This is a genomic window from Dictyobacter aurantiacus (assembly GCF_003967515.1).
GTDB lineage: Bacteria > Chloroflexota > Ktedonobacteria > Ktedonobacterales > Ktedonobacteraceae > Dictyobacter > Dictyobacter aurantiacus.
In genome coordinates, this window is sequence record NZ_BIFQ01000001.1 from 4794740 (window position 1) to 4820041 (window position 25302).

Sequence of the window (25302 nt, forward strand, 5' to 3'; positions counted from 1 at the left end):
GTTGCTTATCTGATGTACTGCCTCCTTCAGTTCTACTTGCCACCCTCTTTTTTCCTGGTAAGTCTGGTGACGTGTCAACATGTTGGCATGTCGTCATGTACTGATGGGCTTTATCACATGTGAAGTGGCCAGGCTCAACGCAGAGTTTGTATTGTATTTATTGGAGGACAGGATATGTCTTACGGGTCAAAGAGGATGGTGGGTGTGTCTGCACTCATGTTGACCATTCTTACGGTTGTGCTGTCCGCGTGTGGCGGTTCTACAGGATCGACCAGCAGCACGGGACAGGGCGGCAGCAATGGCAGTTGTTCAAATGTACAGCTTACTTTCTGGAACGCTTTAAGCGGTCCTGATGGCCCGGTGGTCCAGCAGCTGGTAACGCAGTACAATTCGTCTCATCCCGATAGTAAAGTGAAGATGAGCATCATTCCGTTGAACAATTTCGCGACCAAGCTGGATACGGCTGCGGCATCCAAAACCCTGCCCGACGTGGCGATCATTAATGAAGACCAGATCGCGACGCAGGCGTTCCGCAATGTGATTTCCCCGATTGATGATGTGATGCCGAAGATCGGCTATTCCGCTAACGATTTCCCGGCTCGTGCCTGGTCTCAGGACGAAGTAGCTGGCAAGCGCTATGGTATTCCTCTGTTCATCAATCCTATGACGATGTACTACAATGCCGACCTGCTGCAGAAGGCTGGCATCAGCAATCCTCCCACCAACGATGCTGAGTTCCAGAAAGCGGCTGCCGCGATGAATACGGGTGGTAAGCATGGCTTCCAGATTACCACCGGTTTCCCTGTGCAGCAGATCTTCCAGCAGCTCCTGCATCAGTTTGGCGGTAGCGAGTTCAATGCCGACAATACGCAGGCCACCTGGAACAGTCCGGCTGGTGTCAAGGCTTTGCAGTGGATGAAGGATGCGCAGGCCAAATACTCGCAGCCTAAACTGCCGGTTGATGCCGATGTCAACTCCTTTAAGGCTGGTAACGTCGGTATGATCTGGAATGGTATCTGGCAGGATACCAATGTGACCGGCGATGCCGTTGAGTTCAAGGGCCAGGCGGCGGCGACCCCGCAGATCGGTTCACAGCCTGCGACCTGGGCCGGTATGGGTTCGCTGACCATTCCGAGCAGCAATACATCGAGCTGCACCCGTTCGGCGGCCGCGACCTTCATCAAGTATGTGGTCGATAATTCGGCTAAGATGGCTCAGGGTGGCGATATGCCGGCGTTGCGCAAGGCGCGCAACGATGCCTCTGTCCAGAACATTCCTTTGATGAAGTCGCTCTCACAATCGGTTGAGAACCCTGTCTTCCCACCTTCGGTGCCGGGTATCTCCGATGCCTTTACCCCGCTGGGCAATGCGATCGGCGCGATAATGGCGGGCACGAGCCAGGATGTGCAGAAGTCCCTGGATACTTCGGTGAACCAGGCCAATCAGATCCTGAAGCAGAACCAGCAGAAGTACGGATCCACGCCGAAGAAGTAGTAAGCCTTCAGTGGTGTGTGCCGGTGCGCTGCTGATCCTTCGGTCAGGCTTGTGCATCACAAATGAGAAGTAGAGTAGATAAGTAAGTTTCTGTATCACGTTCTGGCTTGCCCTTCCATGTGCGGGCCGGGGCGTGATACAACTTCTATTCGGAGAGAGACTGCATCAATGTCGAGCGTAATACAGCCACAACCAGTGGCGGATGATACTACTGTCCGAAGAGGAGGAGCGCGCAAGTTTCGGCTTACCCCATACCTGTTTATCTTGCCGCATTTTATCTTCTTCGCCCTGTTTATCGGTTATCCATTCTTCAATGGACTCTATCTTAGCCTGTTTCGCTATGATTATCTGCAGCCGGCGACTAACGCTTTTGTAGGCCTGCAGAACTATCTTGATCTTTTTACGCGGGGGAGCGTGACCTTCCAGGATTTCTGGAACTCGCTGTGGAATACGGTCCAGTTCGTGGTCTATAGCGTGCCACTGCTGGTGGTTCTGCCGCTGTTGCTGGCCCTGCTGCTGAACGCTAAGATTCCGGGCGTGACCGTCTTCCGTACGATCTACTTCGCGCCGTGGGTGCTCTCGGTCTCTGTGGTGGGCTTGCTGTGGTGGTGGATCTTCCAGAGCGCGGGCGGCCTGGTCAATAACTACCTGGCCTTGTGGAATCTACCCACCCCCGAATGGCTGTCGACGCTGCCGTGGGCCTGGGTCTCCATCGTGATCGCGACCATCTGGTGGACGATGGGTTTCAATATGATTATCCTGCTGGCGGCCCTGCAGGGTATCCCGGGTGAACTGTACGAGGCGGCCAATGTGGATGGGGCCAATAAATGGCATATGTTCTGGAGCCTGACGCTTCCTATGCTGCGACCAATCCTGCTCTTTATCGTGATTACGTCGATCATTGCCTCATTCAATCTGTTCGGGCAGCCGTTTATCATGACCCAGGGTGGACCCGCCTTGCCCTCAGGCAGCGGCGCGACGACTCCGGTGATGTATGAAATCTACAATGAAGGTATCGTGCGCCATTTCGTGGGCAGTGCCGCGGCTATGTCTTTCGTCGTCGCTGTCATCATGATTGTGATCTCTTATGCGAACTTCCGCATTTTCCGGGAGCGCTCATAAGCGATCCGTTGGTGAAAGCATTGCAAGAATAGAAAGCATTGCAAGAATAGAAGGAGTGTACTGAGAATGGCAACGACGGCCAATTCACGCGCACAGAGCCAGCGCCCTGACGCGGATATGCGACGCAAACGTCAGCTAAACATCATCTGGCAGCGCGCCTTGATCTATATTGTACTGGTGTTTATCGCGCTGCTGATCATCCTGCCTCTGCTGTGGATGCTCTCGACGTCCTTGAAGCCCAAGGCGGAATGGTTCATGCAGCAGATCTACTGGATTCCCAAACGCTTTACCTGGAAGAACTATACCGATCTCTTTAACAATCCCGATACGCCGATCGGGCGCTGGTTTGTGAACAGCCTGGGGATCTCCGCTGTCAGCACGGTGCTGACGCTGTTCCTGGATGCGCTGGCGGCCTATGCCTATGCGCGGCTGGAGTTCGTGGGACGCAAGACGCTCTTTACCATCTTGCTGGCGACGCTGTTTATGCCTGGCCTGATGTTCTTGATCCCAAACTTTTTGACCATCTATAACATGGGACTGCTCAATAGCTACGCAGGCGTGATCCTGCCCGGACTGGCCGGTGTCTTTGGCGTCTTTTTCTTGAGCCAGTTCTTCCAGTCGATCCCGAAAGAGCTGGAGGAGGCGGCGCAGATCGATGGCGCCACTACTTTCCAGACCTTCTATCAGATCGTGTTGCCACTGTCGAAGCCGGCGCTGGCTACCCTGGCCGTGATTACCTTCCTGGCCTGCTGGAACGATTTCCTGTGGCCGCTGTTGGTGTTGCAGGACCCCAATATGTATACGCTTCCTCCCGGCCTGAGTACCCTGCAGAGCTCGTATGTGACGCTGTATGGACCAACCATGGCGGCGGCTGTCATCGTGGCGATTCCTGTGTTGATCATCTATATCGCCTTGCAGCGCTTTATCGTCCAGAGCGTGGCCAATACGGGTTTGAAAGGCTAAGAGATGATTTCTTCACTGCTTCGTTCTTACAGTAAGAGCGTCAAATCAAGTCAGGTGAATCAAATCAGATTGTGGCTGGGATCTCTGCTCCTGCCTGTGGTGCTGCTGTTTGTCACCACAGGCTGCGCTCAGCAGGGGCAGCAGACTCCAGCGAAGAGTAAGGCGGGAACTATGCAGCAACAGACCTTCCAGAATCCTGTGATCGATAGCGATTTCCCCGATCCTGGCATTATCCAGGACGGAAACTATTACTATTCATACGCGACAAACGCGGCGGGCAAGAATATCCAGGTGGCCCGCTCCAGCGACCTTGTGCATTGGGAGATGCTGTCCGATGCGCTGCCGGCGCTGCCATCCTGGGCTGTGCAGGGCGGCTCCTACGTCTGGGCGCCGGATGTAATTAAGATTGGCAATCAGTATGTGATGTACTATACGCTGCGCGATTCGCAGACCAATGTGCAGTGCGTGAGCGTGGCGGTCAGCGATAAGCCCGAGGGCAAGTTCAAAGATACCAGCACGAAGCCGCTCATCTGCCAGGCCGACCAGGGTGGGACCATCGATCCTTCGCCGTTTCGCGATGGCGATAAGCTCTATCTCTATTTCAAAAACGACGGCAACAGCATTGGCCTGACCACCTACCTGTGGGTGCAGGAGCTGTCGGCCGATGGATTGAGCGTCACTGGTAAGCCGACTCAGCTGATCCACAACGATAAGAGCTGGGAGGGCGACCTGGTGGAGGCTCCGAACATGTTCAAGCACAACGGAAAATACTACCTCTTCTTCTCCGCCAATAGCTACGCCAACGAGACCTACGCCGTCGGCTATGCTCTCTGCCAGAGCCCGACCGGGCCCTGCGAGCAGGCGGCCGAGAATCCTGTGCTCGCCAGCCAGATGAAGAAGTCCCCTTTCGTGATCGGTCCCGGTGGACAGACCGTGTTCCAGCTTGGCGACCAGACCTGGATCATCTATCACGCCTGGAATACCAATCCAGATGGATCGCGTGGCGATAGCCGCTGCATGTGGCTCGACCGCGTTACCTGGCAGGACGATAAGCCTCACATCCAGGGTCCCACAACGCAGCCCCAGCCCGTTCCTTCTGTAAAGGGATCGCAAGGTGAACTGGGCCGCTAGGCCGATAGAAAGATCGAGGTATTTTCTGGTGGAGCGTGTGATGTCTGTACAGCAGCAGGCGGCATTGTGTAACCCTTTCTGGTCGAAAGGCTTTGCCGATCCATTTGTATTGAAGGTGCGGGGACGCTACTATGCGTATGCTACCGAGAGCGAGGCCCATCCGGCGGAGCACTCCCGCGTCTTTCCTATTCTGACTAGCAGCGATATGCTGTCGTGGCGGGAGGTGGGCAAGGCCATGGCGCACCTCGGGTCTCCGCATTTTTTCTACTGGGCGCCCGAAGTGACCGAGCATAACGGCCAGTTCTACATGTACTACGCGGTACATACCGAGGAGTTTTCCGGTGGCATCCGCGTCGCCGTCGCCGATCGGCCCGAGGGTCCCTTCATCGATAGCGGTCACGATCTGACGAAGGATCTTGTGCCCTGGGCCATCGATCCGCATGTCTTTAAAGATGAAGATGGGCAGTGGTATCTCTACATGACCATTGAGTATGTCGATGCCGCATCCGGCCTGGTTGGTAGCGGCAATGCCGTCGCCCGCCTGCGCGACCCCTTTACCCTGCAGGGACCGCTGACGCGCGTGACGCGTCCCACGCAGCCCTGGCAGCTGTTTGAGCAGCAGCGGGCCTCTAAAGGTGGTCTCGACTGGTACACGGTGGAGGGTCCGGCCGTGCTGCGCCAGCGTGGCCGCTACTATCAGATGTATTCCGGTGGTTGCTACTACCGTGACAACTACGCCATTAGCTACGCGGTTTCCGATATCCCCATGGGACCCGATGGGTTGCATGATACCTCCTGGCAGGACTGGTCGGGACGGCAGGGCGATCCGCGCCTCGTGCACGGCGATGAGTCGCTGATCGGTCCCGGCCACAATTCGGTGGTGCTGGCACCCAACAATGTCGATTCCTATATCGCCTATCACGCCACCCGGCAGGGTATGAAGGTGCGTCAGCCCTGCCTGGATCGCCTTTTCTTCCATGGCGATGAGCTGTGGACTCCGGCTCCGATCCACACGCCACAGCCAGCTCCTGCCATGCCACGACTGCGCGATCTCTTTACTACCCCCGATCTGCAGCCAGCCTGGCAGCCGCTGTCCGGCCAGTGGGCCCCTGTTCCTGACGAAGAATGCGTGGTGCAGAGCGATGAGAACGCTCCACGCGCCGAGTTGAGCCAGCAGGAGCGTCTCAGCAGCGATTGGTTGCTTGAGATCAACCTCAAGTACCTGGGCGGCTCGGGTGGCTATGGTGTGCTGCTGCGCGGCGATGATAGCGATAGCCCGCTTCAAATCCTTCTCACCGCCAACAGGCAGCTTGTCTGTATAGATACAGCCAGCGGCGCCAGCCAGTTCTGGCCTCTGCCGGAGGACATCCTGCTTGAGCGCTGGCACCAGCTCCTGCTCTCGCTGTCCGGCTCCGTGCTCAGCATCCGTTTCGACGGCCGATCCGCTATCGAGACCATCCTGTCCCGGTCGGTCCACAGCTTCGCCCTGACGACCGATGCCTGCTCGGCCGCCGTCAGCGCCGTCAGCCTGACCGACCACTTCCGCGACGAGTTCCTCAATCCCGACCACGCGCCATCTCTGCTGGGCTGGTCCGGTCATCTCGCGGACTGGCAGGTCCGTGACGACGCGCTGCGGCAGACCAGCGCCGCGACCGGTACCCATGTTATCTATAAAGGCTCTCGCTACACGCAGTTTGAATGCGCTGCTACCATAAAGGTAGAGCAGGTAGCGGGAGAGGATGGGGCTATCGGCCTCGCGTTGCAGGCTGAGGAGGATGAGCCGATCATCATCTGGCTCCAGCAGCAAGCCGCAGGCGCCACCTTGAGGGTAGAAGGCATCCCGAGCGCCAGCCAGTTGCAACTGCCGAAACTTAATCTGCGGGAATGGCACACCCTGCGCCTGGATGTCCAGCCCGACCAGCTTCACGTCTTTCTCGATGGACCCGAGGTTACAGTGTTTCCTATATCCATAGGAGCCCGCCGCATCGGTCTCGCCACGAAAGATGCCTCCGCATCATTCATCGGCGTCTGGCAGACCAACCACCCATCGTAGGTGTCGGGCTTGCCCCGACTTGTCGCGCAGCGACCCGTTCCCGGCCGGTTCGGCTTCTTATGGATGACGCCTCGCCCCACACTCGTGCGGGCACCACGTTTTCCGGCATGTGCGCTATGAGAAGCGGTGTCGTGGGGGTACGGGGTCGCTGCGCGACAAAGTCGGGGCAAGCCCGACACCTACGGGGGGCGCGGTCGTTGAAATGAGGGAGGACGTATCGATGAAAAAGGTTACCGCGGCCATCCTTGTGTTGGATGGCAAAATTCTGATCGCCAGACGACAGAAGGGCGATGTGCTGGAACATAAGTGGGAGTTTCCCGGCGGCAAAATCGAGCCTGGCGAGACGCCGCAGCAATGCCTCAAGCGTGAAATGATGGAGGAGTTTGGCGTCGAGGTCGCGGTAGGCGATTTTTTCTGCTCGACGGTCTATCGCTATCAGCATATCGAGATTGAGCTGCTGGCCTATCACACGGCGTACCTGGCGGGCGAATTTCAGCTCAATGTGCATGCCGAGATACGATGGATCACCCCCGGTGATCTCAAGCATTATGATTTTTCCGCCGCCGACATTCCTATCGCCCATCAGCTATATGAGAAACTCAATCCACCACATCACTCCCCAGCTTCTTGAGAGAGTGTCTGACTCTCATGATGATGGCCTGCGGCCTGCATGGGTTTTCGCACCTCCGGTGCTCAGCATTCCGTTGTGTGTTCGTGCATGGGGCGCGCTGATGCGCGCCCCATGCACGAACACACAAAAACAGTGCGGCCGCGTAGCGACCGCGCGTGCGGGGGCGCGCACGTCCCCCCAAGGTGACGGGAGTCAGACACACTCTGAGCTCGACTTTGTACATTTTTGCTAAAAAGGCAGGCATGAGGCCCCCGTGAAGGTAAGATAGAACGATCTAGCAAAAAGTTCTCTTACCACGGAGGCTGTCATGCCCGTACCAGAAACCATTATAGCCGTTGTGGCCCCCTTTCGGCCATTGTTTACCGCTCCGACTTGGAGAAAGTTAATGACGTTATTGACAGGAACCCTGCTCGCTCATGGTCCTCGCACCGTCTGTAGCGCGTTGCGTTTCAGCGGGGAGCAGGGGAACGAGCACTGGAGTAGCTATCATCACGTGCTCAATCGCGCGCGGTGGTCTCCTCTGGCGGCCAGTCGGTGTTTGTTGCTACTCATCGTCGAGACCTTGCTGCCCAAGGGAGCCCCCATTCACATCGTGATTGATGAAACGCTGGAGCGACGCTGGGGTCCCATGATCAGCAAACGGGGTCATTATCGTGATAGCGTCCGCTCCAGTCGCAAGAAAACGGTGAGTAGCAGTGGGTTGCGCTGGATCGTGATGGGAGTCGTTTGCACGCCCGCCTGGAGTCAGCACCCCTGGACCTTGCCCTTTCTCGCAGTCCTGAGCACCACTCCAGCCGTCAGCGAGCACACTGGCAAGCGGCACAAAACGATTGCCATGTGGGCGGGGCAGATGATCAGTCTGTTGCATCGCTGGCTTCCCGATCGCGAGATCTGGGTGGTGGGTGATGGAGCCTACAACTGCCTGGCGTTTGGACTGCACTGTGCCAAACGGTCGGTCCGCTTGATCACTCCCTGCCAGTTCGATAGCGCGTTTCATGATCCCCTCCCCCCACCTGAGCAGTTGCCCAAAGGGGGCAAACCACGCAAAGTGGGCAAACGGCAAGCCAAGCTCAGCGAGGTGCTGCACGATCCCTGTACGCAATGGGAAGAGCAGGTGATCCCCTGGTATGGGCAAGGAGGGCGCCGCATGCAGTGGTGCAGTGGAACGGCATGGTGGCATCGGGCCAAACAGCCCCCCTTGCCCATTCGCTGGGTCCTCATCCGAGATCCAGAGGGCAAGCAGGAACCCAAAGCGTTGTTGTGTACAGATCAACACGTCAGCCCGCTCACGATCATCCTCACGTTCATGCTCCGCTGGAGCATTGAAACCACCTTTGAGCAAACACGTGCCCATTTGGGGTTTCAAACCCAACGACAGTGGTCTGATACCGCGATTGAGCGCAGCACGCCGCTGCTCTTAGGCACCTACAGTTTGCTCACCCTGATGGGAACGCATCTGCAGAAGCGTGAGCCGATCACACCAGAGTATACGGCCTGGTACCACAAATCAGAAGCGACCTTCCATGATGTGTTGGCCACCATTCGTGTGCAGATCTGGAAGCAGCAAATCAATCTGACAGCTGCCCGTGACCCTGCTGTCAGACTGCTCGGGTCATCCGTGCTTGATCGGCTACTGTTTGCCGCCTGTTTTTAGTTGGAAATGTACAAAGTCGAGCTGAGAATGTGTCTGACTCTCACGATGATGGCCTGCGGCCTGCATGGGGTTTCGCGCCCGCGGTGCTCAGGAGTCCATTGTGTGTTGGTGCATCGGGCGCGCGGATGCGCGCCCGATGCACCAACACACAAAACCGGTGCGGCCGCGCAGCGGACGCGAGTGCGGGGGCGCTCACGTGTCCCCAAAGCGGTGGGAATAATACACACTCTGAAAGAGTTTGAGGATTAATGTGGTGCCAGCGGCGCCGGTGCCCTTCCTCAACTTTTTAGACCCCTGCATCGTGTCTGTTAGTAAATAAAGTATCGCAATACGATACTTTATATAGCTCATTATAGAATTGGGGGGAATATTGGAAACGCTATTGAAACTGTGGACCGGCAACCTGGCGTCAGGAGTGGAAGGGATCGCTGGACTACTTATTGCTATTGCCGCCCTGCAGGCGACCATTCGCGCGCTACTCCTCTTTTTAGGTAGGGGAAAGGGAACCAATCAGCAGCAGGAGCCGCAGACGGAGAATATTCGCTTGCGCCTGGGGCGCTGGCTGGCTCTGGCCCTCGAATTTGAGCTGGGCGCTGATATCCTGCGTACCGCTATCGCGCCGACCTGGAACGAGATTGGCCAACTGGCCGCCATCGCTACCATTCGTACCCTGCTCAACTACTTCCTGCAGCAGGAGATCGATCGCGCGGCCCGCCGTCAGCCCGACACGGCTCTGCAGCCACACACGCCACGCTCCGGACCGACCGAGCAAGCCGCTCCCGCAGCCACCAGGAGCATCACCAATGCTCTTCACTAGCTTTTTCAGCTTTACCACCTGGGCCACGCTCATCGAATTCGCGGGCGCACTACTGATCAGCGCGTATATCCTCGCCTCCCTGTACGTGTTGCTGCGTACCCGCGATATTACGCGCGCCCGCCTGGTGGTCGCCGATGGCGTCATTACCGGCCTCAGTTTTAAACTCGCCGGGACCCTGCTCAAGACCATCGACCTGCGCAGCTGGCAACAGATCCTGATGTTCGTGGCTATCTTTGCTCTGCGTACCCTCCTGAAACGCTTCTTTACCTGGGAACGCACGCGCCTGCAACGCCATGAATCTCAGCTCTAAATATATACGGACTAAGAGTTACGGGAGCGCCCATTCATACTCTCCTTACCAGTTAGGGAGAGTATGAATGGGCGCTCCTATGGGATGCGCTTAATGTGTCTTATCTGTGCTTTTTGTTGTTGTTCTTATTATTGTTAAACTGGATCGCTCCGAACAGGCCATGTGCCTCGTCCGCGATTCCGGCGGCGAAGAAGAGTGTGTTACGTGGACCCGCCAGGGCACCGTTGCCAAAGGCCAGGCCCCACAGGCCATTGATGACAATGGGGGCGCCAAATTTATTATTCAGTGGCCCGAGGAACGTGCCCGTCCTGGGATTGAACGCGTTGATATGTCCATCCCCGAAATTGCCGACCAGCAGATCGTTGCTGAACGGACCAAAATCCTTTGGTGCCAGGGTCATTCCCCAGGGTGAATTGAGCACGCCATCGGAGATGAGGCGCCGCAGAAACATCCCGTCTGTATTAAAGACATCAACGAAGCCATTGCCCGGTCCCGCCACATCGTCGTGTTTCGCTGCATCTTGCAGAGCAAAGCTGACAAAAATTTTGCCATTGATGTTCTGAATGCCAAAGGGGGCAAAACATTGATTGGATAGCGGGCAATCAGCCGCCAACTGTGAATCGGTGAAGGAATGGACGAGATTAAAGTTGCCGTCAAACATATCAACATTGCCAGAGCGGAAGTTGGCGGCGTAGAGGAAGTTGCCCGAGGAGGTATGCCCGATGGCCAGCCCTTTATAGACCGCGCCCGGTGAATTATCGACCTTAAGGATGGCATTGGTCGGATCAACCTGGGGATTCCAACCGGAGATGGTGCCATCTTCAGTGGCGAAAATGAACTTGCTGGGGCGCGATTTTCCATTGGCGGAGATGACAAAATCATTTGTATTGTTGAAGACATTGCCTGTTGGGGTCGCGGTTGTTCCGATCGGGCTGCCATTTGGAGGCGGGATCTTAATTACCAGCGGGTTGCCCACCGGGAAGGCCTTGCCGTTGCCCAGGTAGGATGTCGCGACGCCGGTGCCGTTGTCCGAAACGATCCATGGGCCGATGGGGCCATGCGAGATTCCCCAGGAGTTGACCAGGTTCGGGTCGAGAAAACGGGCTACCCCCGCGATATCAGAAACCAGGTTGGTCTGTTGATAAAATCCTCGGTTGGACATTCCGCTGGACGTGCCGCTTGCGGCATGGGTGGGAGATACATACAATGCTCCACTTACCATTACCGCTCCTATCAGCATGGCCAGTACAAAGCGTAAGGATATATCGCGTCCCTTCGAGAAGAAAGAGAACCGCATCGAAAGCCTCACTTTCCACATTTCACTCTAATGTCAGATTGAATGCATTTTTTTCAGAACGTGTCTAACTCTCGTCATCATCATCTGTGATCTGCATGAGATTTCGCACCTCCGGTGCCCAAGGGTCATATAGTTGTTGGTGCATCGGGGGCGCTGATGCGCCCCCCGATGCACCAACAACCAAAACCGGTGCGGCCGCGCAGCGGATGCCTGAGAGAGTGTCTGACTCTCATGATGATGGCCTGCGGACTGCATGTTTTTTCGCACCTCCGGTGCTCAGAATTCCGTTGTGTGTTAGTGCATGGGGCGCGCTGATGCGCGCCCCATGCACTAACACACAAAAACAGTGCGGCCGCGCAGCGGACGCCCGTGCGGGGGCGCGCACGTGCCCCCATGGTGGCGGAAGTCAGACACGTTCTGACATAGCGAGAGGATCATTTATGCATCTGAAATGCCATCTGAAAACTTGATCGACCATAAGGGGAAGAATCTATAATTAGAGAGGAAGTGGCATATGTGTATCTTATGATATATGTGCAACACCTGATAACCTATCCGTGCTGGTGATTATTGTGTACACTTAATCGGGCAATGCCTGTATTGAGGCAATCAGGGCGGGCGGGCACGTTCCTTCACCGACGTAACCTTCCCAAAGAACGTTGCAGTGGCGTATGTTTTTCTGGAACGGTTCCGATGTGTGGTGGAACGTGCCCGCCCTCCTATGTCACATTAGATGGCTTCACGCAGGGCTGCCAGCAGACGCTCGACATCGGCGGGACTGTTGTAGCCCTGGATCGAGATGCGGATGAAGCGCTGACCGTTCCAGGCCATCACCGGGATCTCGATGTGCCACTGCTCGCGCAACTGGCGCTGCAGAGCCCCGGCGTCCCCATCGGGCAGTTGCACGGAGCACATCTGTCCCAACCAGCTGTCGGGACAGATCGGTCCGATCCCCGTCAGGTTGACGATCTGCTGGCGCGCGGACACCACCAGATCGTGGCAGGCGATCCGTACCGCGTCCCAATCATGCTCGCGCTGGAACGCGATCGCGGCGGGCACGCTCAGGTAGGACGAGGGATCATCTGTGCCGAGCCAGCCGAAATAGTCCTGGAACCGTGAGGGGCCCGGCGCCAGGCTCTCCCATCCCCAGCTAACGACGAGCGGCTGTAAGAGCTCCTGTCGCTCGGGATGTGCATAGAGAAACGCGGCCCCCTTGGGCGCGCAGAGCCACTTATGGCAATTGCCGATATAGAAGTCCGCGCCGATCTCTTCGAGATTGAGCGCGATCTGTCCGGGAGCGTGCGCCCCGTCCACGACCGTGAGGATGCCCGCCTCGCGTGCCCGCTGGCAGATCTTCGCCACCGGAAAGATCAATGCCGTGGGTGAGGTGATATGACTGATGAAGATCACCTTTGTGCGCGGCGTTACGCCTCGCCACAGGTGTTCGATCATCTCCTCCTCGCCCTCAATGGGGAGCGGAATTGGCTGATTGATGTAGCGCATCCCACGCTGCGTACAGAGAAACCTCCAGGTACGGTCCGATGCCCCGTACTCATGATTCGTCGCCAGCACCTCATCGCCAGGACCCAGCGCGAGCGAGCGCGCCACGATATTTACCCCGACCGTCGTGTTGTGTACAAATACGAGATGATCGGCCCGCGTTCCCAGATACTCGGCCAGGGGCGCGCGTGCCTCGTCCAGCAATCCATGAATGCGACGCCCCAGAAACTCAACAGGATCCGATTCTAACTCCCGCTGCCAGCGTTGATAGCTATCAAAGACCGGCCTGGGACACGCCCCAAAGCTGCCATGATTCAAAAATGTAATATCCGGACGCACCTGAAACTGTTCCGCCGCCACTGGTAGTTCAACAACACGCATAAAGAAGATCCCTTTCGTTCTCTGCTTCCTCTCTCGTCATACGGCACGAGAAATGGTAATAAAGAATAATTATGTAAATAATACTTCATTATTGGGCGTCCTGAGCCTGGTACTGATTAAAGTAGGCATACCAGGGATGAATATGTGGCTCAAAGACCCGCGCCTGCACAGCGGGATCTTGAAAGACCAGTTCCCGCGCCTGTGCTTCATTGGACGTGTCGAGAATGCCCAGGCCGCCCTGATTGTCCAGGAAAAAACCACCCATGAGGAGCTGCTTACTGATAAAGCGCTGCTTCATATATCTGCCATGCTCACGAAAAAAGGGCTGCTCGGTGACGGCTCTCTCTTCGATCCAGGCCGGACCATGAGTATAGATCACAACGAACATTATCTCATCTCCTTTTCAAAACAGTGCTGTACCAGCTGGTATAAAGCGCCGAGATCCTCACCCTCGATGGGTGGGATAATGTGCTGGCTGCCAACATAGATACTGTAGAGTACCCTGGCGAACTGCCGGGCGTAGAGGTGATCGGCTCCGCTGGCAGCGACCAGCGCTTCCAGGTACTCCAGGCGTTGCTGGTCGATGCGTTGCTGGTGCACACGTACCTGTTCATCCTGTAACGCCCAGACGCGCAGGGCAACATCAAGCCGGGGAGGTTGTAGGCTCGCTCGTATCACCCGCGCCAGCTTTTCTGATGGAGCGGCCTCTTTTTCGGCCCATTGAATAATGCGCAGCGTCCCCTCTTCGGCCCAGAACTCCAGCAACCGCTCCTTAAAATCCTGATAATTGGCGAAGTGATGGTAGAAGGATCCTTTGGTCACCCCCAGCCGATTGGTCAGGGACTCGATCGTGAGAGCTTCGGCCCCCGCCTCTTCAAGCAGGGCAAGACCCTCTTCCAACCACCTGCGCCTGGTGAGAAGCGCCATATCCCGTTTCCTCCTTGGCTCGTTCTATTCCTCTTTTCTAAAACATACCATACGGTATGGTATGTTCGCAAGGGGGAATGGTTCGTCTGAGCACGGGGCCGCGAAGCTCCAGGCCAGGGCAAGCCTGGGTTGAGGATGCCGGGGGCATCCTCGCCTACGGCGGCGATGCAAATTCCTTCGCTTGCGCGCCTTGCTCAGCAGTTCGGCGTGTGTTACACTGGCGGCTGTTGGGTTGGGTGCAAAAATCGGGGGGAAACACATAGTAGAGAGCGTCCATGCCAAAACGATCACTACACATGCTTGCCTGGTCCGCGGAGCAGCAGCGCTATGAACTCTCTAGCGGAGGAAGCTTCCAGCGCTGCTTTGCTGCGCATGACGAGCAGATCTGGCTGGACTGGCTCGGCGAGCAGACCTCCTTTGCTTTTCAGGGACAGCGCGGACATCTGAGCGTGGTCAGGGAGGTACGGGCGCGCGGTGGTGGATACTGGTATGCCTATGGCACCCCGCAAGGTGGCTCCCGAAAACACTATCTTGGCCCGACGCCGAAGGTGACGCTGGCACGCCTGGAAGAGGCGGCCGGTTCTCACGCGGCTCTTCCTCCATCGTCGCCGCGCCAGCCTCTTGCGCTGCCCGTGCTCGCCTCCAAGCTCTCGCCTCCACGGCTCCCGGCGACGCTGGTTGAGCGCGCCCATCTGCAGGCGCGTCTGGATGAGGCGCTGGCCCTCCCGTTAACCCTGCTCTCCTCTTCTGGTGGCTGGGGAAAAACGACCCTGCTCTCCGCGTGGGCGCAGCGTTCGTCCCATGTAATTGCCTGGCTCTCGCTCGATGAGATGGATAGCATCCCTGTCCGCTTCTGGAGCGCCGTGATCGCGGCTCTGCGTACACACCATGCTGGGATCGGCGCGACGGCGCTGGCCCTGCTGTACGCGCCGCAGCCCGTGCATCTTTCGCTCATCCTTACCTCCTTGCTCAATGAAGTGACCACCCTGGAGGGGACCACGGTGCTGGTGCTGGATGATTATCATCTGATCACAGATGCCGCCATCCACGAGTCCCTGCTGTATCTGCTTGAGCACCTGCCCGTCAATCTGCGCCTGCTGCTCTCCACCAGGGTTGATCCTCCTCTTCCTCTTGCTCGGCTGCGCATGCGCGGACAGATGAGCGAGATTCGCGACATGGATCTGAGCTTTCGAGCTGATGACACCCGGCATTTCCTGCTGCAGCGCATGGAACTGCCCCTGGCGGAGACGGAGGTTGCGATCCTGGAGCGGCGCACCGAGGGCTGGATCGCGGGTCTACAGCTCGCGGCGCTGGCGCTGCGCCAGTGCGCGGATCACGCCGCCTTTGTCCAGACCTTTGGGGGCAGCCATCGTTATGTGCTGGACTATTTTCAGGATGATATCCTGTCTCATCTGCCGCCAGCCACGCAGAATTTCCTGCTCCAGACCGCTCTCCTCTCGCGTTTACATGCCCCTCTCTGTCAGGCCGTGACCGGCGAGACTGCCAGTCAGGAGCTTCTGGAGGGATTGGAGCGCGAGAACCTCTTTCTTGTTCCCCTGGATGAAGAGCGGCACTGGTACCGTCTGCACGAACTGTTTCGCCAGACCCTGCTGGCGCGCCTCAGCATGAGCCATCCCGATCGCGTGCCCGTCCTGCATCGGCGCGCCGCCCGCTGGTATGAGGCGCAGGGAATGCTACGCGAAGCCCTCACCCATGCACTCTCCGCCGAGGACTTCGCCTACGCCGCCCATCTGATGGAGCATGCCGCAGCAGAGGCATGGGCCATGGGAGAAGCCCACACCGTCCACGCGTGGATTGCGCTGCTGCCGGACGAGGTCTTGCGCGCCCATATGTCTTTCGCGCTCGTTGCGGCCCTGCGCCTGCTGCACACCCTCTTTGGGGTCTCGGACGAACAGCAGCGAAGCGCGGTCGGACACACGATTGACCGGGTAGAGAGTCTGCTGGGTGAGGCGGACCTCACCGCAGAGGAACACGAACGCCTGCGCAGGCGCGTGCGACTCTTTCATCTGTGGAGCGCGGCCAGCCAGGCTATCGAGGTGCGCGATATGACACGTCTCCAGCAGTGCTGCCAGGAGATGCTGCCGCTGGTCAGAGATGACGAGATTATCTGGCAGATGGCGCCGCTGTTTGTCAACGTTATCCTGTGCATGAATACGCTGGAGGCATGTGATGCCCTCAATGCGGCCCTGTTGACCGCGGGACAACAGGCCGAAGAGACGCAGCAGCGCTATGAATGGCTGCGAACCAGGCAGTGGCTGGTGCAGATCCTCTGGGAAGCAGGAGATCTGCACCAGGCCGAACACGAGTGCCGCCTGCTCCTCGCGCTACTTGAACGGGAGGGCACGCAGCACACCTCCATTGGCGGTTATCTCTTCCTCACCCTGGCCCGCATCTGCTGGTCCGGCAATCGTTGCGAAGAGGCCCGCTCCCACCTGACCAGCGCGCTCCACCTCGCCCAGAACTGGCAGTATATGGCCCTGCTCGCGGAATGCGTCGAGTGCAGGGTGATATTCGCGATTGACCAGGGCAGGTTGGATGAGGCGGAGCAGGCGCTGTACACGCTGCGGCACCTGATACAGCAGGGCGGGATCGCCATTCGCCTCCCCCAGATTGAATGTGTGCAGCTGCGGCTCTGGCTAGCCCGGGGAAACCTCGCGGCGGCGCAAGACTGGGCCGATCAGACCTGCTTCGACCAGGACAGTCCGACCGAGGCTTCCTCCTGGGAAACCTCCCTCTCACTGGCCCGCCTGCGGCTGGCGCAGCACGCCTATGCGGCCGCCAGCTCTATACTGACGCGTCTGTTGAGCAGTGCTGAACAGGGCCAGCGCCGCGAGCGAGTCGCGCAGACACTGGCGCTCCAGGTGCTTGCTCTCGCGGGGCTAAAGGAGCGCGAGCAGGCCCGGCAGCTCGTGTTGCGCCTGCTCCAGCTAACGAAATCGGCTGGCCTGATCCGTGTCTTCCTGAATGCCGGCGAACCCATGCACCGAACGCTGCGGCAGCTACACGCCGCACGCGCAACCGAGACCACGCTACCCGGCGACCTGGCTAGCCATCTCACCCTCTTGCTGGAGGCTTTTGATCAAGAGGAGCGGTGGCACCATCTTCTGGCGCCGCCTCTGACCCGGCACAGAGAAGCCAGCCCCTCGCCTGACGCCGCGCCCGCCCGGTCGAACCTCCATGACCCGCTCAGCTCCCAGGAGCAGCGCGTGCTTCGCCTGCTCGTCGCTGGCCACACCTATGCCGAAATAGCCCGCGAACTGATCGTTTCTCCCAACACGATCAAAACCCAGGTGAGCAGCATCTATCGCAAACTGGGTGTCAGCCGTCGCGCCGAAGCCAGCCTCATCGCGCAGCAGCTCCACCTGCTCTAACCTCTATATTCTTCGCTTCTCAGGGGAGAGGTGTTCCCCTACCACCATGGTTGTGTACAACCACGATGCACCCAACACCAGGGAGCCAATCACCCCTTTAATCACCAGGTCAGGTGAAGGCAGGCGCCAGCTTCTCCGGCTATACTTCTTTGCGTAAGGTAGATCATCAACAGTCAGGAGATAGATACATGGCGACATATGCTGTAGCCCGCTTATGGGATACCGTAATGGGACCGCAGATTGTCCAATACTTAGAAGGAATTGATGCGACCCTGGCCCCTTTCCAGGGACACTTCCTGGTTCATGGTGGAGAGTTCAAGAAGCTTGAAGGTGATTGGACGGGAGACCTGATCATTATCGAGTTCCCCGATCGACAACACGCTCAGGCCTGGTATTCCTCAGAAGCCTACCAAAAAATCCTCCCTTTCCGCCTATCCAATACAAAGGGAGATGTAATTCTGATTGACACAGTACCCGGTGATCATAAAGCCACTGATATCCTCGGGTGAAAACTCAGCCCGGAGTAGTTTGGTTGTAGCGCATGCCAGGGTTTTCACACCCGCATTGCTTAGAGAGTGTCTGACTTCCGTCATGTTGAGGGTACGTGAGCGCCCCCGCACGGGCGTCCGCTGCGCGGCCGCACCGGTTTTATGTATTGTTGCATCGGGTGCGCATCCGCGCACCCGATGCAACAATACATAAAAGACTTGTGAGCACCGGAGGTGCGAAAACCCATGCAGGCCGCAGGCCATCATCATGAGAGTCAGACACGTTCTTACGAATCATGTGTAAGTTGGTGCATCGCAGGCGCATCCGCGCCTGCGATGCACCAACTTACAAAACAAACTAATGCGGCCGCGCAGCGGACGCCCGTGCGGGGGCGCTCACGTTCCACTGTAAGAGGAGAGAGCGTAAGCCACACCCTCAAAGAAAGAAAGAAAGAAAGAAGAGGAAGAAACGATGCCATATATTCACACCAGCGATTCCACCCGGCTCTATTATCGGGAATGGGGTATGGGTACCCCCGTGCTCTTCGTCAGCGCCTGGGCGTTCAGCGGCGCCATGTGGGAGTACCAGATGCTCCACCTCTCCGAGCGCGGACTGCGCTGCATCGCCTTTGATCGTCGCGGGCATGGCCGCTCGGATGATCCTGGACGTGGCTTTGATATCGACCGGCTGTCCGATGACCTGGCGGAGGTGATCGAGCAGCTCGACCTGCGCGACCTGACCCTGGTCGGCAACTCGATGGGCTGTGGTGAGATCGTCCACTATCTCGCGCGTCACGGCACCAGTCGCATTGCCCGCGTCGCGCTCGTGAGCGGTGTCACCCCTGGTACGCTCAAATCGGCGGAGAACCCGCAGGGACTTCCGAAGGAGGCCGCCGAGTTCGCCATCATGAAGATGCAGCAGGATCGCCCGCTGTACATGACGGATGGCGCCATCAAGTACTTCAACCTGGGATCAACCTGGCCGGCGGCGCCACTGCTCTCCTCGGAGATGGTGCAGTGGGCGATCCGGCTCATCCTTGAGTGTTCACCCAAAGCCAGCATCGAGTGCTTCCGCATCTCCGCGCAGACCAATTTCTTGCCCGATCTGCGCGCCTGTACCGTGCCGACACTGGTTCTGCACGGCGAGAACGATCAGATCGCTCCCCTGGACATGTGTGCCCGCAGGACCGTCCAGGGCATTGTCGGCAGCGAACTGAAAACCTACCCCGGCGGCGGCCACGGCATGTTCCTCACCCACAAAGAGCGCCTCAATGAGGACCTGCTAACCTTTATTCAAGGCTAAACCTCTGAGAGGATGTTCCTCGGTCATGAATGAGGGGAACAATGATGCAGGAAGTCATCTATTATTGACTTCCTGCACACAGGAGCCATGTCAGGATGCCTCAGACATACGCAGTTCTGTAGCACTCAGCATAGGTACATCCCGATGGCCCCAAGAGAGACAAAAAGGGAGCGAAAAAGAAAGCGCGATGAGTTAATGTACAGTTGGCGTCGCGGTTGGCCGGTTCCCATTGTCGGTTGGCGTCGCGGTTGGCCGGTTCCCATTGTCGGTTGGCGTTGCGGTCGGCCTGCTCCCATTCGCAGACGGAGTTGCGGTCGGCCTGTTGCCGCTGTTGGTTGGAGTCGCGGTTGGCTTGTTGCCATTATTATAGTTATCGCTGTTGCCTGGCTTATAGTTGGGAATATTGGTTTTCAAACAGACCTCTAGCGGTGATGTACCACAGCTTTTCAGAACTGCTGCCAGATATCGGGTCACGTTGGTATCGTTTAGTTTTGTGCCATCTTTCGAAGCCAGGTATTGTGCATAAGCCAATACCTGATCAATCTCGCCATTGCCATAGACATGGCTCACTTTAATAGCTGCACCACTGGCCGTTGTGGCTGTGAATGTCCCCTGATGAAGTGCGCAGATATCCTTTACTGCATCCCCAGAACTGGAAGTGCTCAAGTTATATTTAGTTGCCAGATTTTGGATATCTGGCAAACCAGGACAGCTACTATGATCGCTGCCTTTCTGATTACCTGGAGTACTTGTAGGCTTGTTTTCGCTTTTCTTATCAGAGGCAGTAGTCAAGGCTACCGTAGGAGAAGCATGTATGATCGACTGGACAAATTGTCCTCCGGTTGGCGTTGCTGCGAAAGCTGCGGTAGCACTACCAATCAAAATCATACTACCAATAGTAGCCAGAACGATTTTTCCCTTAACGATCGCTAATAGTTTAAGCATGTTCTTTTCCTTTCCGGTGTTAAAAATATAGAAGCTATTGCTAACAGACACGCCAATAGCGCAAGAGCCGAAATTGTATCAGGTCCCCTTTTTTGAGTACTTCACAGTTTGTTTTGCGGCCCTCAATGAAAGAGTTGTGGCAGATGAATATTTGGTTACGGCCTTGTCCCATATAGGCCAAAATACTCAGAGGGTGTCTGACTTTCATCATCATCGCCTGCGGACTGCATGCGTTTTCGCACCTGCGGTGCTCAAGCGTCCATGGTGTGTTCGTGCAGTGCGTGCGCATCTGCGCACGCACTGCACGAACACACAAAAACAGTGCGGCTGCGTAGCGGACGCGCGTGCGGGGGCGCGCACGTACCCCCAATATGACGGAAGTCAGACACGTTCTCAGGAATAATGCAGGCTTATCAACCTGCTAATAATGGAGACTTTGTAGTCTTTCGTGAAAGCGCTGTAGTAGATGAGCATTCAATTGCCAATATCTCACTTTGGGGATGTGATCTTGATGAAATTTTCCATTATAGTAAAACTTTATAGTAAATTCGCCTCTACCCATAACTTCGACCACATAAATTACAACCTTCCTTGAAGAGATTTATTTTGCTCTTCATGGAGGCCAGTGATCGATGGAGGTTAGTGAGCACCAGTTAGATCGTGCCCGCCAGGGTGATGCCGAGGCGTTAAGTATACTTTATAACCGTTTCTTACCTGGCGTATTTGGATATATTGCGACACGTGTACCTGATCGTAGCACTGCAGAGGATTTAACTTCAGAAGTGTTTTTGCAAATGGTCGAGGATATTCATCGGCTACGCGCAAAAGACGAACAGACATTTATTGCATGGCTTTTTAGTATTGCTCGTGTAGTCGTTGCTGCCTATTATCGCAAACGCGAGAAACAACCGGTACAGGTTTCGCTGCTCCCAGAATTCTGGGAACAAGAGCCAGAGGAGAGTTTGTCAAAGATAGAGAGCTCCTCTGATACTGATCCTATACGCTGGGTGGAGATGCGTGAAGATTGGCATGTCGTTGTTCAGGCTATTAATCAATTAACTGAAGAACAGCGTCAAGTGCTGGTTGGTCGATTGATCATGGGATATGATGTGGCTTCTGTAGCCCGTATAGTCGGGAAAAAATCTAATGCAGTAAAAGCTTTGCAATTTCGTGCATTGCAAAGATTGCAAAGAATTCTTGGAAAGCCATTCCGTCCGATCTTATCCCATACAAAGAAGCAGAAGGAAGTACAATGAAATCACTCTATGAGCACCTCAATCATCGTTTAGATCAGATCGTTTCATCTTCTCAATTGAGTGAGCAGCATCAGGATAGCTTCCAGCAATCGGCGAGTGATGAGAGAATAGATGAATTGATCGTCCTTGCCCGCAGGATACGGGAAGCGGAGGCGGTTCAGGCTTCTTCTGATTTTGCTCGAATGCTAGAGCGACGCGTGCTTCGACATCATGCAGAGCTCAAAATACAGCAAAGAGACAAAAAGTCTTCTTTATTCTCTCTATTCCGTACACGCTTTGCCTTTAGAACTGTTACGATCTTCTGTTTCCTTTTCATTTTAGCCAGTACCAGTACATTAGTTATGGCTGCTCAGGTTACAAATCCTGATAATCCATTTTACGTGATTAAGCATTGGGAGCAGAATGTACAGCTTTCACTTGCTGGTAATGATGAGAATCAGATTACCTTGAATCTGCAGTTCGCTCATGAGCGTCTCAATACGCTCTCTTCCCTGACCAGTGCTAACCAGGCATCTGCGTATCGCCAGACCCTGGCTGATCTGGGTCAGAATATAAGTATTGCTACGTCAATTGTTGACGGTTTGCCCGCAGGCACGCAGCATGATCATCTGGCTAGAGAACTAGCCAGTTTCAAAGGAAACACTATCCATGTATTGCGCAGTTTATTGGGCAAGCTCGCTATTCCTGAGCGACTGGCAACCACTGACGAACTAGCAAATCTGGGCGATAAGGTACCTCATATAGACAGTGCTATATTGCAACTGCCTGTTCATCCTAATGATAAAGCAATTATTCGCTTTACGGGGAATAATATTGATCCAGAGGCACATCTACTGATTGATGGACAAATGGTTGACGCTAGCGGATATGTGCAGCATGGCAATATTATCTTTATGATCGACTGGTATGGGCGTTCATATCCACATAGCCTGGGAATTATCAATCCGGATGATACTACAGCTCAAACTGCTGTTATATCTATCCAAAATAGCGACACAAAGAGCAATCAAGGTGATAATAATGGCGATCAAAGTGGCAACAAGCCGACAGTGACGCCATCTGCGAATGGCAATAAGCCGACAGTGACACCATCTGCGAATGGCAATAAGCCGACAGTGACACCATCTGCGAATGGCAATAAGCCGACGGCGACACCATCCGCGAATGGTAACAAGCCGACGGCGACACCGCCTGCTCGTCGTTAGCAAAGCGCCCCGTATATCCTCATGACTTCAGTCATGGGGATATACGGGGTTTTCCCCAGACAAAGCAGCTTCTGGTTAATCCCAGACGTAATCGAAGCAGATCAATTTGAGGTCTTCGCGTTTGAGCTGGATACGTTTGCCACTATCAGCTTTCTTCTCGGGATTGCTTTCGCTGTCGATGCTCTGGACGACGGCTAGCAGATCCCGGGCCTGACGGTCGCGTTTATAGGTCTCGTAGGCCTTGCGCAGCGTTTTGATGTAGACGCGGGGCAGGGGGACGTTGAGCTTCTGCATGGCGGCGATCAGCTCGCGGCGGTTGAAGTCGGGACTGTTGATGTGGCCGCGCAGGGCGGTGACGATGCTCTGCTGAATGGGGTCCAGGATCTTGGGGGCCTCTTCGACGGCGACCTGTTCGAGTGAGGCCTGCAGGATAGAGTCGATGACCTTCTCTTGCAGCTCGAAGATGTTGACCTCGTCACTACCAGGGACGTAGCGGGCGGTGTCGGGCTGGCAGGCGATGTAGTTGGTGATCAGATATCTATTGTCCTCGATGTGCCTCCTGCGCGCATGTTCGCTCAGATCGACGTAGCGCCAGTAGTGCTGCCTCCTCTTGACGTCCTTGCCGGATGCGCGCTGGCTGTCGGGCGCGGTAAAGTAGAAGAAGACGCCACGGGCATCGCGGCGCAGCAGTCCGCTGTGGATGCCGTCGGGAAGGGCTTCCAGGGTCTGGCGCATGTCGCTGTTGAGCAGGCCCTTGAGGCTCTGCAGCAGGTATTCGCTGCTGGTCAGTTCGGCGAAGCGTTCCTGCTCTTCGACGACGCGGCCGTCTTCGCTCTCGATGCGTCTGAGGGTGTTGAAGTTCTGCGGATGGACGGCTTCGCCGAGGATGCTGGCGTCGTGCAGGCCGCTACGATCGATGCTGGCGATCTTCTGCGACAGGCTCTCGACCAGGCCGAGCAGGTGTTCCAGGCCGTCGTCGGGGAACATGTTCATGATCCACAGCGTGTCGAAGCTGGTGCCGATGCGGTCGATGCGGCCGGCGCGCTGGACCATGCGGGTGGGATTCCAGTGCAGGTCGTAGTTGATGAGCAGGCCGCAGTCCTGCAGGTTCTGGCCCTCTGACAGCACGTCGGTGGAGATCAGGATGTCGATCTCGTCGCTGGTGCCGGCGATGTCGAGCCGGTTGTTGATGATGGGGGCGAAGTGGCTGACGACCTTCGCACGCTCTTTGACCTCGGTGCCGCTATCCATGCGGCGGATGGTCGGCTCTCCGGCGCTGGCGCGCCAGCTCTCGCCCTGCTCATCCTGGGCGCACAGGTTGCGGTAGAGGTAGCGCGCCGTGTCCTTGTAGTAGGTGAAGATGAGCACCTTGCGTCCCTTGAGCTCGCCTGCCAGCAGATTCTTGAGCTGTGCCAGTTTGGCGTCGCGCTCGGGGGTGATCTCCCTGATGGCGTACCAGATGCCGCGCAGGGCGTCGACATCCTTGCGCAGATCTTTGTGCAGGCGCTTCAGATCGTACTGCGAGGCGTCGAGGGTGGGCAGGCTCTGGATGAACTGGCTGGCCTCCTCGCTGGCGTCCAGGTCGTCGGCGCGCGAGTTGGGGGTGGCGTCGTCCTCGTCATCCTCGCTGCTGATGAAGCGCATGGCCTTCTGGAAGCTGCTGCTGTCGAGCACGGTGCCAGCCAGGATATAGCTCTCGAAGGTCTCCAGGAATTCGAGGGCGCGGCGCACGCTGATGCGAAAGGCGTCAATGCTGCTCTCGAAGCGCTTGAGGTAGCGGCTCTTGAAGATGCCGACCAGGGCCTCTTCACGTCCCTCCTCGAACTGGTCGCGCTCGATGCCGCTTTTCTTATAGGTCTCCAGGCGATAGGGGGCCAGCGAGAGCCGCTCGACGCTGCTGACGACCTGCTGGTAGATGCCGGCGTAGGTGGCTTCCAGATTGTATCGGATCGTCTTGAGGCGGCGTTCGGGCCACTTGATGGGCTGCCCCTTGATGGTGGCGTTGGGATAGGCCTGCTTGATGAAGGGACGCGTGCGGCGGATGACGATCTCTTCCAGCAGGTTGTAGAGGGCGATGCCGCTGTCCTGCTGGCGCTGGGCGCGGCCGGCCGCCATGAAGTAGCGCTGCAGATCGCCGATGCCGGCGGCGGCGAAGAAGCTGCGGTCGCCTCCGGTGAAGAGCGCGACCTGGTTGTAGAGGTCGTAGACGCTGTTGTTGATTGGCAAATCTAAACAATTTGGTGCTATAAATATTCAGGATAAAGAGCATCTTAATAGTAGAAATGGTATAGCAAAATTTAGAGAACTTATAATGTTAACTTGCTTTCTAGCATCTTTAATTCTCCAATCTTTTATACGCTTATTTTTTCTAGCAATTCAAATAAAGGTTTTAATGTTGCATTTTTTGTGTTAGAATCTTCCGTATAAGTAAGG

Annotated in this window: 20 protein-coding genes; 14 read left to right on the forward strand and 6 right to left on the reverse strand. The window is 56.4% G+C overall.

Going from position 1 to position 25302, the window contains the following annotated elements:
• Positions 1 to 204 precede the first annotated feature (204 nt).
• From KTT_RS19255 to KTT_RS19295, 9 genes are all read left to right on the forward strand, one after another.
• Positions 205 to 1494, forward strand: coding sequence for an ABC transporter substrate-binding protein (locus tag KTT_RS19255; protein ID WP_160145982.1), 1290 nt, complete (start codon positions 205 to 207; stop codon positions 1492 to 1494).
• A gap of 168 nt (positions 1495 to 1662) precedes the next feature.
• Positions 1663 to 2616: a carbohydrate ABC transporter permease gene (locus tag KTT_RS19260; protein ID WP_126597547.1), complete on the forward strand. Its 954-nt coding sequence runs from the start codon at positions 1663 to 1665 to the stop codon at positions 2614 to 2616.
• Between the two features lie 66 nt (positions 2617 to 2682).
• The gene (locus KTT_RS19265) at positions 2683 to 3579 is read left to right on the forward strand and encodes a carbohydrate ABC transporter permease (protein WP_218030926.1); all 897 of its coding nucleotides are present in this window, start codon (positions 2683 to 2685) and stop codon (positions 3577 to 3579) included.
• A 3-nt stretch (positions 3580 to 3582) separates the two neighbouring features.
• Entirely contained in the window at positions 3583 to 4710 is a 1128-nt protein-coding gene (locus KTT_RS19270; RefSeq protein WP_126597548.1) for a glycoside hydrolase family 43 protein, read from the forward strand.
• A gap of 40 nt (positions 4711 to 4750) precedes the next feature.
• A complete protein-coding gene (locus KTT_RS19275) occupies positions 4751 to 6763 on the forward strand; it encodes a glycoside hydrolase family 43 protein (RefSeq protein WP_126597549.1) in 2013 nt (670 codons plus the stop codon).
• A 220-nt stretch (positions 6764 to 6983) separates the two neighbouring features.
• Positions 6984 to 7394: a (deoxy)nucleoside triphosphate pyrophosphohydrolase gene (locus tag KTT_RS19280; RefSeq protein ID WP_126597550.1), complete on the forward strand. Its 411-nt coding sequence runs from the start codon at positions 6984 to 6986 to the stop codon at positions 7392 to 7394.
• A gap of 307 nt (positions 7395 to 7701) precedes the next feature.
• Positions 7702 to 9048 (forward strand): IS701 family transposase, encoded by a 1347-nt coding sequence (locus KTT_RS19285; RefSeq protein ID WP_126596678.1) that lies wholly within the window; start codon positions 7702 to 7704, stop codon positions 9046 to 9048.
• A 370-nt stretch (positions 9049 to 9418) separates the two neighbouring features.
• Positions 9419 to 9865 (forward strand): DUF1622 domain-containing protein, encoded by a 447-nt coding sequence (locus KTT_RS19290; RefSeq protein WP_126597551.1) that lies wholly within the window; start codon positions 9419 to 9421, stop codon positions 9863 to 9865.
• The gene (locus KTT_RS19295) at positions 9852 to 10175 is read left to right on the forward strand and encodes a DUF1622 domain-containing protein (RefSeq protein ID WP_126597552.1); all 324 of its coding nucleotides are present in this window, start codon (positions 9852 to 9854) and stop codon (positions 10173 to 10175) included. Before KTT_RS19290 ends, KTT_RS19295 begins: the two co-directional genes overlap by 14 nt.
• Before the next feature lie 100 nt (positions 10176 to 10275).
• Here KTT_RS19295 and KTT_RS19300 read toward each other — a convergent pair whose 3' ends face one another.
• The 4 genes from KTT_RS19300 to KTT_RS19315 all read right to left on the reverse strand — a co-directional run bounded on the left by KTT_RS19300 (position 10276) and on the right by KTT_RS19315 (position 14280).
• Complete coding sequence (locus tag KTT_RS19300) at positions 10276 to 11472, reverse strand: TIGR03118 family protein (RefSeq protein ID WP_126597553.1); 1197 nt, start codon at positions 11470 to 11472, stop codon at positions 10276 to 10278.
• A 729-nt stretch (positions 11473 to 12201) separates the two neighbouring features.
• Positions 12202 to 13353 carry an aminotransferase class V-fold PLP-dependent enzyme gene (locus KTT_RS19305; RefSeq protein ID WP_126597554.1) on the reverse strand — a complete coding sequence of 384 codons (1152 nt, stop codon included), beginning with the start codon at positions 13351 to 13353 and terminating at the stop codon, positions 12202 to 12204.
• 88 nt (positions 13354 to 13441) lie between these two features.
• Positions 13442 to 13741 carry a YciI family protein gene (locus KTT_RS19310; protein WP_126597555.1) on the reverse strand — a complete coding sequence of 100 codons (300 nt, stop codon included), beginning with the start codon at positions 13739 to 13741 and terminating at the stop codon, positions 13442 to 13444.
• The gene (locus tag KTT_RS19315) at positions 13741 to 14280 is read right to left on the reverse strand and encodes a TetR/AcrR family transcriptional regulator (protein WP_126597556.1); all 540 of its coding nucleotides are present in this window, start codon (positions 14278 to 14280) and stop codon (positions 13741 to 13743) included. Before KTT_RS19315 ends, KTT_RS19310 begins: the two co-directional genes overlap by 1 nt.
• 275 nt (positions 14281 to 14555) lie before the next feature.
• Between KTT_RS19315 and KTT_RS19320 the strand changes: the two genes are divergently transcribed.
• The 3 genes from KTT_RS19320 (at position 14556) to KTT_RS19330 (ending at position 19463) form a co-directional block, all read left to right on the forward strand.
• Positions 14556 to 17672, forward strand: a complete 3117-nt coding sequence (locus tag KTT_RS19320; RefSeq protein WP_126597557.1) for a winged helix-turn-helix domain-containing protein — start codon at positions 14556 to 14558, stop codon at positions 17670 to 17672.
• 188 nt (positions 17673 to 17860) lie between these two features.
• Entirely contained in the window at positions 17861 to 18181 is a 321-nt protein-coding gene (locus tag KTT_RS19325; RefSeq protein ID WP_126597558.1) for a DUF1330 domain-containing protein, read from the forward strand.
• A 451-nt stretch (positions 18182 to 18632) separates the two neighbouring features.
• The gene (locus tag KTT_RS19330) at positions 18633 to 19463 is read left to right on the forward strand and encodes an alpha/beta fold hydrolase (RefSeq protein WP_126597559.1); all 831 of its coding nucleotides are present in this window, start codon (positions 18633 to 18635) and stop codon (positions 19461 to 19463) included.
• A 192-nt stretch (positions 19464 to 19655) separates the two neighbouring features.
• On the opposite strand, the gene KTT_RS19335 is transcribed toward KTT_RS19330, so the two are convergent.
• A complete protein-coding gene (locus KTT_RS19335; RefSeq protein ID WP_126597560.1) occupies positions 19656 to 20408 on the reverse strand; it encodes a hypothetical protein in 753 nt (250 codons plus the stop codon).
• A 632-nt stretch (positions 20409 to 21040) separates the two neighbouring features.
• Between KTT_RS19335 and KTT_RS19340 the strand changes: the two genes are divergently transcribed.
• Complete coding sequence (locus KTT_RS19340; protein ID WP_126597561.1) at positions 21041 to 21664, forward strand: RNA polymerase sigma factor; 624 nt, start codon at positions 21041 to 21043, stop codon at positions 21662 to 21664.
• Positions 21661 to 22869, forward strand: a complete 1209-nt coding sequence (locus KTT_RS19345; protein ID WP_126597562.1) for a DUF5667 domain-containing protein — start codon at positions 21661 to 21663, stop codon at positions 22867 to 22869. The genes KTT_RS19340 and KTT_RS19345 overlap by 4 nt, the downstream gene beginning before the upstream one ends.
• A gap of 75 nt (positions 22870 to 22944) precedes the next feature.
• Here KTT_RS19345 and KTT_RS19350 read toward each other — a convergent pair whose 3' ends face one another.
• Complete coding sequence (locus tag KTT_RS19350) at positions 22945 to 25095, reverse strand: C-terminal helicase domain-containing protein (protein WP_235845768.1); 2151 nt, start codon at positions 25093 to 25095, stop codon at positions 22945 to 22947.
• Positions 25096 to 25302: the final 207 nt, after the last annotated feature.